Source organism: Parabacteroides sp. AF18-52 (assembly GCF_003479145.1).
Lineage (GTDB): Bacteria > Bacteroidota > Bacteroidia > Bacteroidales > Tannerellaceae > Parabacteroides > Parabacteroides faecis.
In genome coordinates, this window is record NZ_QUGR01000008.1 from 39,289 (window position 1) to 53,619 (window position 14,331).

At 39.8% G+C, this 14,331-nt stretch carries 5 protein-coding genes; 4 read left to right on the plus strand and 1 reads right to left on the minus strand.

The window, feature by feature from the left end; all coding sequences use genetic code 11:
- Positions 1-4: 4 nt before the first annotated feature.
- Entirely contained in the window at positions 5-4,129 is a 4,125-nt protein-coding gene (locus DWX23_RS14275) for a hybrid sensor histidine kinase/response regulator transcription factor (RefSeq protein ID WP_122374980.1), read from the minus strand.
- Between the two features lie 483 nt (positions 4,130-4,612).
- Between DWX23_RS14275 and DWX23_RS14280 the strand changes: the two genes are divergently transcribed.
- Genes DWX23_RS14280 through DWX23_RS14295 form a run of 4 tightly spaced genes read left to right on the plus strand, consistent with a single transcriptional unit; the run spans position 4,613 to position 14,231 of the window.
- Positions 4,613-7,789 (plus strand): TonB-dependent receptor, encoded by a 3,177-nt coding sequence (locus DWX23_RS14280; RefSeq protein WP_122374981.1) that lies wholly within the window; start codon positions 4,613-4,615, stop codon positions 7,787-7,789.
- A gap of 12 nt (positions 7,790-7,801) precedes the next feature.
- A complete protein-coding gene (locus DWX23_RS14285; protein ID WP_122374982.1) occupies positions 7,802-9,562 on the plus strand; it encodes a RagB/SusD family nutrient uptake outer membrane protein in 1,761 nt (586 codons plus the stop codon).
- Positions 9,563-9,590: 28 nt separating this feature from the next.
- A complete protein-coding gene (locus DWX23_RS14290) occupies positions 9,591-12,578 on the plus strand; it encodes a SusC/RagA family TonB-linked outer membrane protein (protein ID WP_122374983.1) in 2,988 nt (995 codons plus the stop codon).
- Between the two features lie 12 nt (positions 12,579-12,590).
- Positions 12,591-14,231 (plus strand): RagB/SusD family nutrient uptake outer membrane protein, encoded by a 1,641-nt coding sequence (locus DWX23_RS14295; RefSeq protein WP_122374984.1) that lies wholly within the window; start codon positions 12,591-12,593, stop codon positions 14,229-14,231.
- Positions 14,232-14,331: the final 100 nt, after the last annotated feature.

Here is a 14,331-nt window from a genome sequence, read left to right on the forward strand (position 1 = left end):
AGATTCAGGATTCTTTAGTTTTATTTTGTTCGATGTATTCCATAGGGGTCATGTCAAATTCTTTTTTGAAACATCTGCTGAAATATTTGGCATCGTTGAAACCTACACGGTAAGCAACTTCAGAGATATTGCCTTTTTGCTCGAGTAATAATTTGCATGATGCTTTTAACCGGATATTCCGGATGAATTCATTCGGTGATAAATTGGTCAGAGATTTCAATTTTCTGTACAGCATCGAGTTTGAGATATTCATTTCTTCTGTAAATGCCTGTAGGTCGAACTCCGGATTTTCGATATTCTTTTCAACAGCATCAATGGCCCGGTTCAATATCTTCTCATCCATGGATGTCAATGAAACCTGGATACTTTGGGTAAGAGGCGTGCTTTTGAACTTCTGTGCCGTGAGTTCCCTGTTTTCTATAATACTGAGTAGTTGAGCTTTCAACAGCTGGAAGTTAAATGGTTTAGTGATATAAGCATCCGCACTGACCTGGAATCCTTCCAGTTTATCTTCATCTGATATTTTTGCAGAAAGAAGTACGACAGGAATGTGGGAAGTGCTGATCTCTTGTTTGATCGTTCGACAGACTTCGAATCCGTTCATACCCGGCATCATGATATCGCTTAATATGAGTTCTGGATTTTTACTTTGCGCGATATCGATACCCTCGGAACCGTTTGTTGTCGTATAAACAATAAATTGTGTCGCAAGTAGATTCCGGATAGACTGTAAAAGTTCTTCATTATCTTCGATGACCAGGATTGAATGTTTTTTATCAGTCTGACTTTCTTCCGATTTCTCGGGCTGGGTTGTCTCTGCACATTCTGTTGTTGCAATGTCCGGAAGGATCTCCGGAGAATGGATGCCGTTGTTATCTTCTATCTGCTCTTCCCGGTAAGCTGTTTTTCCCAAAGGAATGGAAAATGAGAATTCGGTCCATTCATTTGGAATGCTTGTTACCTGGATGGTACCGTTATGCAATTCCACCAGGCTTTTGGTGAGTGATAAGCCGATGCCATTGCCTCGTTTTTCAGAATCTTTGTAATTGATCTCATAAAAACGTTGGAATATCGAATGAATATGTTTCTCACTTATGCCAATACCGGTATTGCCAACCGTAACGGTCAGTCGTTTGTATTCGAAGTCAGAGACAGCCCCTTCCGGTGAAAGTGTGATTTTTACTTTACCGTTTATTTTGTTATACTTGAATGCATTCGATAAAAGATTGTAGATGATCTTGTCTACTTTATCTTTATCGAACCATCCGGGAATGTGTGGTTTCGGATTCTCAATGAAAAGTTCTATATTTTTACTTTTTCCTAAAATCAGGAAATTATCATTGCATATCTTGGTAATAAAGGATCCTATATCTCCAAATGATACGGTTAGTTTAAGACCTCCGTTTTCGGCTTTTCTGAATTCCAGAATTTGTTCTAGCAGACGGTTCAGCCGTTGTATATTGGTTTTCATTACATTGAAGACACTGTCTTTGTTATTATATTTTAACCTTAATTCTTCAACGGAACAAGTTATCAGAGAAAGTGGCGTTAAAAGCTCGTGGCTGATATTCGTGAAAAACTTCAGTTTTTCCTGTGCAAGTTCTTCTGATTTGGCATGCTCTATTTGTTCCAGTTTGAGGGCTTCCTTTATTTCCAGTTTATATCGGAATATTCGGAAAGTAATCCATAAAATAAGACAGATTATCAAGAAATATAAGCAATAAGCCCACCAGGTAGCATAAAGTGGGGGAAGCACTTTTATATGGAGTATTTCCGGTTGTTCTTCCATAAAACTGTTTTCGTTCGTTCCCTTTACCAAAAAACGATAGGTGCCACTTCTTAAATTGGTGTAATAAGCGTAACGGTGATTAGCATCAACATAATGCCACTCTTTATCAAAACCTTCCAACATATATGCATACCGATTCTTTTCCGGATTTTTGAATGTGAGGGAAGCGAACTCAATCCCGAAATTGTAATCGTTGTTGGATAAAGTAATGGACTTCGAGTATGAGGGATGTAACTGGGGGGACAGGTTTCTCTGTTTGCTCATTGGAAGATTATCGAATGAGTTATGGAAGATTTTAAGATCCGAGATAACCGTTTTCACTTTACTCGGTGTCTCTTTTATATCCTTCGGACAGAAGGAACAAAAGCCATTGGCCATACCGAAATGAAGCTGATTATCCAGATCAGACAAAACTGTTCCCTGATTGAATGCATTATCCAGTAAACCGTCTTCTGTGGTAAATATTTTTATTTGTGCACCTTTTTCTCCTTCCGGATTGTATTGTACAAGCCCTTGGTTTGTTCCGATATATAATAGGCCATTGGATTCTGCAATGCTGAAAATTGCATCACCCGGAATTTCCTGCATACAATCGATCAGTTCAAATTTATCTGTTTCGCGATTAAGCATGCTTAATCCACCGCCTTTGGTGCCAGCCCAAAGGCGGTGTTTACTATCCTGATATATACATTTTATTTCATTACTGTTGATAGTTCCGTTTTCCTGATTGTAGTTTCTGAATGTCAATCCTTTTACGCCCTGGGATGCATCGGCCAGAAATATACCGTTATTCTTGGTCCCCAGCCACATTTGATTTTTGTAATCGTGGCAAATGGATTGAACTTCTATCATTTCACCTTGATTAAGGTTAACATACGACAATGTATCTTGTTCAGCTGTCAGTATATTAATTCCATAATTGCTTCCAATCCATATATTCTGTGCCTCATCACAACAAATATCTTTTATTATATCGCCGGCGATCCATCCTCCCCAAAAAGGGAAATGCTGTTTTACCGAGATTATTTTATTATTCTGTAATGTGCAGGATAATAAACCTCCGTATTCGGAGCCCATCAATAATTCATCACGTAAAGGATGTTTGAATATAATTTGTATATTTCCGATTCTGTCAGGGAATTTTTTTAAGTCAGGATCATTTACACGGGAAGTTAAACGGTTGGTACGGATATTGTATTTGACTAATCCGACCTTTTCTACTCCGAGTAAAAATTCATCTTTGTTCCATTTGTAAATAGCTGTGACAGATAATGGTTGTTTGAAGTCATCGATGGAATAGAATGGGTGATTACTGAATGGCTGTTCTTTTTCATACATTAGATAAATACCTGAATTTTGTGTAGCCATCCAGATCATACCGTTTTTCCCTTTATACAGATCGTTTATTTCATAGTTGGTTACTGTTCGTGTTGAATCTTGAAAAGAGGACCGATAATTATCAGGAATCAACGGATAAGTAATTATGTCGAGTCCCAGGCTTGTTCCAACCAAAAGGTTTCCGTTTTTATCCTGAGTGATCGAGTGTATTAATCGTTCGTATTTGATATCTTTGTCATACCTAGTATAAAGTATCTTCAATGGATTTGTGTGGTTTTCAATCTTGAATAGATGATTTACTGTGCCAAGCCACAAATTTTTATCTTTGTCTTCATAAATGGCCCCGATTCTTCCTTCATCCCCTAAATAGGGACAGTTTATGAATTCTTCTGTGCGTGGGTCTAGGCGACACAGGCCATTTCCCCATGTTCCTATCCATATAAAACCGTCGGAATCTTCATAAAGTACGCGAATGTCATCTCCGTAAATGCTGTTCGTTTTAAGGATCTTATTCTGATAAACATAGAATGAATCTGCTTTTTCGTCATATCGATATAATCCGTTAGAGGTTCCGATCCATAAAATATTATCTCTGGTATAAAGGAAGGTCCAAACATGTTTGCCTGCTAATTTATTTCGATCTACGGTTTCCATTTTTCCAGTCTTTTTATCCAGTATATTGATACCGTTTACCGTTCCGATCCATAGTTTGTTGTTTTTGTCTTCAATTAGTGTATTGACCCAGTTGTTGTTGAGAAGTGTGGGGGATGTGTAGGTCGATTTGTACACTTTATTTGTATAACCATCATAACGGCATAGTCCGTTCGTTGTGCAAAACCACATATATCCCTCACTGTCCTGATAAATATGCGTGATCTGCTTACTCGGTAACAGCTCCTGTTTATTAATAGGCTGAATATGATATGAAGCAAGTGGGGTTGCTGATATTATAAGCGGAATAAATAGCGATAAGAATATCGAGTAAAAATTTCTTGTGGACATAATAACTCCTTTAGATGTAAAGCTTGTAAAATTGCACTATGCGAATATATACTTTTTAAGGGAATCGGGAAAATGTAATACGTTGTAAATTTATGAAAAACTGAATAAGATTGTTAGGAAAGACCGTGTTTTAAGATTTAATTGGAGTTTTGGATGATTTGTCCTCCTTTATTGAATGATTTATCCTCTTTATACAGATTAGTCTTCCTGGAATACGTATATGTGCAATGTGTTAGCTGAATAATCTTGTTTTGTCGAATAGATATGTTTTTACAATTTTTTTCTTGTTTGAATGATCTGTCTTCCTCTTTGAATAGATATTTTCTTCTTATTTTTCCAAAAATAGTGTCTTTTGCATATGTTCAACCTAAAAAAATGCTTATGACGAAAGAGTAGTACGATTGTGAAAAAAAGGTTTTGTTGTTAACCTTCTTTTATGTTATCTCAAATTTTGTTTGATAATCAAAAATTATTTCAGCCTAAATGAAAAGAAAAATTAGAATTTTTATTCTACCGCTTATAGCCCTTTGGGGGGCTTGGGGTAGTTCCTGGGCAGAGAATATGGCTATAACTGAACGGGAAAAAGATGCAGATACCAGAATTTCGATCAACCAGCAGCGTGATATTTTGGTAACAGGGGTAGTGAATGATACTTATGGAGAACCTATGGTAGGTGTGAATGTCATTGTAAAAGGAACGACTATAGGTACAATGACGAGTGCAGATGGTAGTTTCAGTGTTAAAATACCTTCTGAAAAAACAGTATTGGTTTTTTCTTTTATCGGTTACAAGACCATGGAGATTCCTTATGCCGGAAAAGATAAAATAACTGTAGTATTAGAAGATAATGCGGAAATGCTGGACGAAGTACAGATTATTGCCTATGGTACGCAAAAGAAAGTAACGGTAACGGGAGCTATTTCTTCTATTAATACAGATGAACTGCTAAAATCTCCGACATCCAGTATCGGTAATATGTTGGCGGGAGCCGTATCCGGTATTTCGACTGTACAGTATAGCGGACAACCCGGTGCTGAAGATCCGGAAATATTTGTCAGAGGAAGTGCTTCATTGGATGCTGCCCGTTCGCAGCCATTAGTTTTGGTGGACGGTGTCGAACGTTCGTTTTTTCGGATGGATCCGAATGAAATAGAAAATATTACGGTTCTGAAGGATGCTTCTGCAACGGCCGTGTTCGGTGTTCGAGGTGCGAATGGTGTTATTTTGGTCACAACACGTAGAGGAAAAGAAGGGCGTACGGAAATATCTTGGTCTTCATCTGTGGGTATCAGTGAAGCAATGCGGGTTCCGGAAGTAGTGGGGAGTTATGAACACGCTAAATACTTCAATGAAATGCAGTTGAGCGATAATCCGTCGTTAGGTCCTAACGACCTGCGGTTTTCTCCTTATGTGCTGGAAATGTTCAGGACAAATGCGGATCCTATTATGTTTCCGAATACCGACTGGCAAAAATTATTATTTAAAAATTCCTCTTTGCAAACTCAGCATAACCTGAATATTTCAGGAGGAACGAAAGATATCAAGTATTTTGTTTCCTTGGGTTATTTATTTCAGGATGGTTTGCTTAAAAAGTTTTATGAAAGTTATGATCCGAATTATAAGAATAACCGATATAATTACCGGGCGAATCTGGATATAAACGTAACTAAAACGACTACATTGAAATTAGGACTGGGAGGGCGCTTGGAAACGAGAAGAGAGCCGCCGTTTGCAGATGTTAATAATTTGTGGATACAGATTCTTCGTGTGCAACCATTTTCCAGTCCCGGTTTTGTAGACGGAAAAGCGATCCATCTGAACAATCGCTATATTCCGATGGAGATGCGTAATCTGCTGGATCAGTATTATGGAAAAGGATATACCGATTATTCACAGAATACGATGAATCTGGATATGGATCTGACACAAAAGTTAGATTTTATAACCAAAGGACTTTCTTTCAATATAAAGGGCGCTTATAATACATCTTATACCGGCAGTAAATCATGGAGAGGGTCTATGGAATTCTACATACCGGTTTACAAATCGACTTTAACGAATCCGGGACTGGCTATCGATGATCCAAGTTTCGACCATTCGATTGTCTATCAGCTGGATGGAGCAGATAATGTTTTATCTCCATCCGAAAGTTGGGGAGAAAAAACGCGTGACTGGTATGCGGAAGCCAGCTTACGTTACGATCGTACGTTCGGTGATCATAAAGTAGGAGGTCTGTTACTTTATAATATGACCAAGCAGTATTACCCCAAAGCAAATACGGATATTCCGCAAGGATATTTAGGGTTGGTGGGGCGTGCTACTTATGCCTATAAAGATCGTTATCTCGTTGACTTTAATGTCGGATATAACGGATCTGAAAATTTTGCACCAGGAAGACGATATGGCTTTTTTCCGGCAGCTTCACTTGGTTGGGTTATTACGGAAGAAAAATTTATGAAGTCTGTCGACTTTATAAGTTTTCTGAAACTAAGAGCTTCTTATGGTCTCGTTGGTAATGATATTTTGAGTGAATATAAACGATTCTTGTATTTACCGGATTCCTGGTCGGCCAGTTCGGGTGGCTATTATTTTGGTGTGAATACACCACAATCTTTTCCCGGGGCTTCCGAGTTATTATTGGGAAATCCGAATGTGACTTGGGAAAAGGCGGCCAAACAAAATTATGGTTTGGATTTAAATCTGTTTGATCAGCGTTTGAGCTTTTCATTGGATGTCTTTTTCGAAAAACGAAAAGATATTCTTATTCAGCAGAATACGGTTCCCGGATTTGTTGCGGCAGATCTGCCAGCTGTTAATTTAGGTAAAGTAAACAATCATGGATATGAAATCTCTTTGGGATGGAATGATAAAATAGGTCGTGATTTCCGCTATTGGTTGAAAGGGAACATTTCTTATTCAAAGAATGAGATTGTTTATAAAGACGAGATTCCACAAAATGAACCTTATATGTATGAGACAGGACGTTCTACCGGATTGAATTTCGGTTATGTCTTCGATCGCTTTTTCGAAGCAACGGATTTTAAAGAAGACGGTTCGACGCTGGAAGGAATTCCTGTACAATCAGGAACATTTAAACCGGGAGATATTCTATACAAAGACCTGAATGGGGATGGAGTGATAGACGGTGATGATAAAACCTATTTCGGTTATAGCGATAATCCCGAATATATTTTTGGTTTGAATATGGGATTTGAATATAAAGGTTTTGATTTTTCTATGAGTTGGACAGGAGCTACTCATGTTTCCAGATTATTTGAAGAAGACTTTACCCGTCCGTTTAATACCGGAGATGCTCCGTTAATGAAGTGGATCGCTGATGAGCGTTGGACTGAAGAGAAAGGACAAGCTTCCAAATTTCCGCGTCTGACTCAAACCAACAGAGTCCATAACTCTCAGGTGAGTGATTTCTGGGTTAGAGATGCCTCTTATCTGCGTTTGAAGAATATGGAGATCGGATACACATTAAATGCGAATCTGTTGAAAAAAATAGGTATTCAGAAACTGAGATTATTTATGAACGGATACAACTTATTTACCTTGGATCATCTTGGCTTCATAGATCCGGAATCGAAGGTCACTAATAAGAATAAGTATCCAAATACTCGTATTTACAATTTTGGGGTGAATGTTAACTTTTAACGATTGAATAGTATGAAAAGATTATTAATGCCAATAATTATAATTGCAGGATCTTTATACTTCGGGGCATGTAATGACCTAAAGATAGGAGATGATTTTTTGGAAAAAGGCCCGGGGGCAGATGTTACTCTGGATACAATTTTTTCCTCTAAACAGTTTGCTGAACGTGCTTTGGTGGCGGCATACAAACACTTACCTTATGGGGTGATGTATAGCTGGGATGCGGCAGAAGATAAATTAGGGGTCGATCTGCTTGAATCGACGACAGATCTTTGCCAATCTTATTTAGGATGGGGGTGTGGTGCCGAACGCCATTATTATAACGGACAATACAATGCATCACTTTCCGATACTTATGATGTGATGTATGCCTATACGAAGGAGCGCAGTTGGGAAGCTATTCGTAAAGCTTATATTTTTCTGGAAAATGTGGATCGGGTTCCCGATATGACAGAATCGGAAAAAGAAGTTCGTAAAGGAGAAGCTAAAATGATTATTGCTGTGCAATATACACAAATGATGCGTCATTTTGGGGGATTACCTTTGCTGGATAGAGCCATTTATCCCGGGGATGATTATAACTACCCTCGTGAAACGATTGAAAAAACCGTCAATTTTATTGTGAATCTTTGTAATGAAGCGGCTTCGGTTCTTCCCTGGCAGACATCGGCAGAAGAAGACGGACGGTTTACGAAAGCCGCTGCACTGGGATTGAAGGTTCGTGTATTATTGTTTGCTGCCAGTCCGTTGTTTAATGACAATCAACCTTATTTGGATGGCGAAGCCAGTTCTAATCTGATGGTTTGGTATGGTAATAAATCAGAACAACGCTGGCAGGATGTAGTAGATGCCTGTAAAGAATTTGAGCAGGCCAACAGTACAGACTCCTACAAATATGAATTGGTAGAGACCGGGAATTATCGACAGGACTTCCAGGATGCATGGTATAAAAGAAGAAATGGAGAGGTACTGATTTCTACCCGTGTAGCTAATACTTGTCCGGGTATTTGGGATGGTGATTTTTATTTCATGCAATCATCCGGTTGGTATGGTTGCAGCTGTCCGACATTGAATTATATGGATATGTTTGGTAATGCTGATGGTACTCCTTTCTCTTTAGACTGGAATAATATTCCTCAGGGAGTTAATCCTTTTGAAAACAGAGATCCTCGTTTGTATGAAACATTGGTTATCAACGGAGACAAATGGCAGGGAAGAACCGCTCAGACTTATATCGGCGGATTGGAGCAGCCAACTGAAAACGATACACGTTGTCGTACAGGTTCCGTGATGCGTAAGTTCCTTCTCGAACATGACAATGCCACTTTGGCCGGATCGGTTATTCATTGGCCTTATTTACGTTTGGCTGAAATCTACTTGAGTTACGCTGAGGCATTGAATGAAGTAGGACGTACAGGAGAGGCATATGCCTGGGTCGATAAAGTCCGCGGACGGGTAGGATTGCCGAAATTGCAACGTAATTTATCGCAGGAAGAGTTTCGTGAAATGATTTTGAATGAGCGTGCCGTTGAATTTGGTTATGAAGAAATCCGATGGTTTGACCTGGTTCGCTGGAAACGTGCCGGCGATTTTACAAAACCATTGTATGGAGTAAAGATCAGACTTCAGCCGGACGGTTCATTTAAATACGAAAAGTGGCAGTTAGCAGAACGGTATTGGAAAAACAGCTGGTCTCCGAAATGGTATTTATGTGCATTTCCACCGAATGAAATCAACAAGGGGTATGGATTGGTGCAAAATCCGGGATGGTAATTTATTTGATAAATCATAGAAGTAGATTATGAAAATAATAAGAGAAATATATGTGGCTACATTTTTGTCTGTATCCGTACTTTCTTATGCACAGGATGCTTCTACAACAATAAAAGTTGTAGACAAACAAAATAACCCGCTGGTAGGTGTAAAGGTAGCTTTAAAAGATAATATGTCGAATGGTTCGTTGACGGATGAACGTGGACAAGTCTCGCTTGACGATACGCAAAAGGGCGATATTCTCATTGTCCAGGCATCAGATGGCAGCCGGAAAGATATTCAGGTGAAAGAGGGGGTAAACGTAGTTGTGTTGGACGGACGTTCCAAACCGGTGAACCGCGGATTCAATTTGTCCGGTCGTAATGAAGAGAGTACAGCGGCTGTTTCTACAATTTATATGCAGTCGGCTAAAACCTCTGATATAAATCCGGCTAACTCATTGTATGGAAAACTCACCGGATTAACAAGCTTACAGGCTACAACTGTTGCCTGGAGCAGTGATCCGGAAATGTTTGTCAGAGGAACCGGAACAACCGGAACAAAGACTCCTTTGATTTTGATCGACGGGTTCGAACGTCCGTTAAGTTCTCTTTCTCAGGATGAAATAGAAAGTGTTACGGTCTTGAAAGATGCCGCATCCCAGGCATTGTACGGAGTACGGGGGGCCAACGGGGTAATATTGGTTACGACTAAGCGTGGTGAGCTTTCCGGCATGAAGGTGAAAGCCAGTTATCAGTTTGGACTGAATACGCCTTTTCGTATTCCGACTATGGCAAACGGATACCAGTATGCGCAGGCGATGAATGAAGCTTTGCAGATGGACGGACTGGCAGCCCTGTATAGCCAGTCTGATTTGGCAGCTTTTCAATCAGGAACTCAGCCGGAACTGTTCCCCAGTGTAAATTGGGCAGATGAGGTTCTGAAAGATAAAGGAACGACTCATCAGTTCAATGCTTCTTTTACAGGAAGAGGTAAGAATATACGTTATTTTGCCGCCATCAATTATATAGGTGATAACGGTTTCATGAATACCGATCACTTCAGTCCGGATTATTCCAGTCAGATGGAATGGGATAAACTGAGTGCAAGGGCTAATCTGGATATTAATGCGACGAAACTCACATTGATCAAATTGAATCTGTTGGGTATTTTATCGCAACATAATCGTCCGGCAACGAACTATCCGACATTGTTCCCCATGATTTATAATGTACCGTCGGCAGCTTTTCCTATCCAAACGAGTACCGGAGTATGGGGAGGTGATAATATCCGTAAGAACCCGGTTGCAGAATCGGTAGCAACAGGTTTTTCCATAGGAAATGATCGTTCTTTATATGCCGATTTACGGATCCTGCAGGATTTATCCGTACTTACTCCCGGCCTGAGTGCAGAACTGGCGATTGCTTATGATAACCAAGCCAGTTACTGGGATAGTAAAACAAAAAATTACGTGTATGAAAGTCTGCAGCCGGTCAGGGATAATGGAGGTAACATCACAGATATAACCCGTGTACGTTATGGACAGGAGACAGATTTGTCTTTTAGCTCCAGTTTAGGGTCTCAGAGCCGTGTCACTACTTTTGAAGCAAAAGTGAATTATGAAAAGAACTGGCTGGATACGCATCAGTTGAATACTTCAGTTATTTATCATCAGGAGGAAAACTCTCCGAATGGGTTGAATCAGACATACCGTCGCCAAAGTTATATTGGAAATGCAAGTTATGCTTATAAAAATAAATATCTTGCTGATCTGGTACTGACTTATTCAGGCTCCAGTGTACTGGGTAATTCGGATAAGTATGCATTCTTCCCGGCTATTTCAGCCGGATGGGTGATTTCTTCAGAAGATTTTATGCAAAATGCAACAGCTATCAATTATTTGAAAGCCAGAGCTTCATGGGGTATTACCGGAAGTGACAGGTTTGCGTATGATTACGATAAATATTACTTCAAAACAGGTACCAGCGCATATTATTTTGGTGATAACAATAATTCTGCATCCGGTCATGGGGAAATTCGTTTACCTAATTTAAAATTAAAGCCGGAGACAGCTTCTAAATTTAATTTCGGTATCGATATGGAGGTATTCAACCGGCTTTCTTTATCGGCTGATGTCTTTTATGAAAAACGGACGAATATCCTGGTTAATTCGGCTCCTATTTATTCTACGGTATTGGGTGTTACGACCCCGATGTTGAATGACGGCGAAGTAAAAAATTATGGATTTGAAGCGGGCTTGTCGTGGAACGACCGTATAGGTGATTTTACCTATATGCTTGCCGGTAACTTTACTTTTGCGCGTAATGAGATTGTGAATATGGACGAAGGCTATCAACCATATGATTATTTGAAAAACACAGGCAATCGTATCGGTCAGTATTATGGTCTGGAAGCCATCGGTTTCTTTAAAGATGAGACGGATGTTGCTAACAGTACCCCGCAATCATTCTCGAAAGTGGTTCCGGGCGATGTAAAATACAAAGATCAGAATAATGATGGAGTGATTGATGATTATGATAAAGTAGCTATTGGCTATAGTACGATATTGCCGGAAATAACATATGGCTTTACCATTGCTTTAGGATATAAAAATTTGAGTTTGAGGGCTGATTTCCAAGGTGTGGCTAACTATACGCTGGTAAAGGATATGGGAAGTATGTACTGGCCGCTGGTGGGCAACAGGAATGTATCTCTGCACTATCTGGAGAATCGTTGGACACCGTCTACACCTGATGCCATGTATCCGCGTCTGACTACAAAACAGAACGATAATAACTTCAGAAACAGTTCTATCTGGACTGAAAATGGAAATTTTCTGAAGTTGAGAAATCTGGAAATAGCATACACATTGCCTAAATCATGGGTAAACAAGATCAGGCTCGAAAATATCAACTTGTTTGCCAGAGGTATGAATCTCTTTTCCGTAGATCATGTGAAAGATATGGACCCGGAGCAGATGTATGCCACTTATCCTTCTTTCAGATCATATAACATAGGATTAACTCTCGATTTTTAAAATTAGACGTATATGAATAAGTATCTATTATCAACCATATTGGCTTTTGCAGTATCTCTGCCTTCTTGTGATTATCTGGATTACAGTGAGTCTTCCGGATACGGGAAGGAGGATATGTTTGTCTACTTTGACCGGGCGAAAGGTGTGCTTACAACAGCATATTCTTATCTACCGGTAGATTTTGGAAGTTTTGACGGAGCGACTCGTGCGGCTGCAACCGATGAGGCGGAGTATGCATGGAGCACTTCCAATATTATCCGGTATAATAATGGTTCCTGGAGTCCGATTCTGACGATAGACGATGTATGGGGAAACTATTATGCAGCGATCCGGACTACTAACATGTTTCTGGAGAATCATCAAAAAGATTTTGAGAATATAGAATGGAATGATGATTATGCGCTTTTAATGAAACAATATCAGTATTATCCTTATGAAGCACGTTTTTTACGTGCATTCTACTATTTTGAGTTGGCAAAGCGTTATAAAAATGTTCCTCTGATAACGGACTGTCTGGAATTGGAAGACGCGAATAAGGTGGCACCCGCAGATTTTGAAAAAGTAATCGGGTTTATTGTCAGCGAATGTAATGAGATTGCCGATAAATTACCGGTATCATACAAAGATATGCCGGGAGCTGAAACCGGCCGTATCACGCAGGGAGCCGTCATGGCACTGAAATCGAGAGTATTGCTGTATGCAGCCAGCCCGTTATATGCGGGAGCTGTCAGTCAGGAGAAATGGGTGGAAGCGGCAAAAGCAGCTAAACAATTGATTGACAAATCTGAATCTGAAGGGTGGTATCAATTGCTTGATGAAAGCAGCTGGAATAATTTGTCTTCAAAAGAATTGATCCTGGAAACCCGGCAGGGTAATTCCAACAATTTTGAGAAGCTAAATTTCCCGATAGGATACGAAGGGGGAAACTCGGGAACCTGCCCTTCACAAAATCTGGTGGATGCCTTTGAAATGAGTGACGGCAGCCGGTTCGACTGGAAGAATCCGGAGCATGTCAGTAACATATATAATCCGGAAAAAAGAGACTCTCGTTTGTTCAAGACCGTGTTATATAATGGATCGACTTTCAAGAATGCAACGGTTGAAACATTCATCGGTGGTAAAAACGGGACTCCTATCGACGGGGCGACTCCTACTGGCTATTATTTGAAAAAGTATGTGTTGGAGTCTATTAGCCTGGATCCGAACAATACAACGACCGGCCGCCATGTCTGGGTCCTTTTCAGATATGCAGAGGTATTGCTCAATTATGCGGAAGCGTTGTATGAGGCGTATGGTAATCCGGATTATACGGATAATACATTTACTTTATCGCCTCGTGCAGCCATTGATCAGGTCAGGACGCGTGCCGGTATGCCGGGTGTTGCTACGGATAACTTCCGGGAAAGGATACGGAACGAACGTCAGGTAGAACTGGCTTTCGAAGATCATCGCTTCTGGGATGTCAGAAGATGGAAGATCGCTGATCAGACGATGGATATTTATGGGGTAAAAATAGAAAAGAAAGGGAATGATTTGATTTACACTCGTCAACTGGTCGATCAGCGGACCTGGAATGACAGAATGTATTTATATCCTATTTCGAATGCTGAATTATTTAAAAATACACTATTGAATCAAAATCCGGATTGGTAAAATGATAAGTTTAGGGATGTATTAAAGTCCTGTTATCAGGGTTCCTTAACATGGACTTTTTACATCCCCTTTTGAATATTGGTTAACAAATAAATTAATT

What these genes read in the sequence shown, in the direction of transcription:
- DWX23_RS14285 (WP_122374982.1), top strand. Translation starts at nt 7,802, where the DNA reads ATGAAAAGATTATTAATGCCAATAATTATAATTGCAGGATCTTTATAC.
- DWX23_RS14295 (WP_122374984.1), top strand. Translation starts at nt 12,591, where the DNA reads ATGAATAAGTATCTATTATCAACCATATTGGCTTTTGCAGTATCTCTG.
- DWX23_RS14280 (WP_122374981.1), top strand. Translation starts at nt 4,613, where the DNA reads ATGAAAAGAAAAATTAGAATTTTTATTCTACCGCTTATAGCCCTTTGG.
- DWX23_RS14275 (WP_122374980.1), bottom strand. Translation starts at nt 4,129, where the DNA reads ATGTCCACAAGAAATTTTTACTCGATATTCTTATCGCTATTTATTCCG.
- DWX23_RS14290 (WP_122374983.1), top strand. Translation starts at nt 9,591, where the DNA reads ATGAAAATAATAAGAGAAATATATGTGGCTACATTTTTGTCTGTATCC.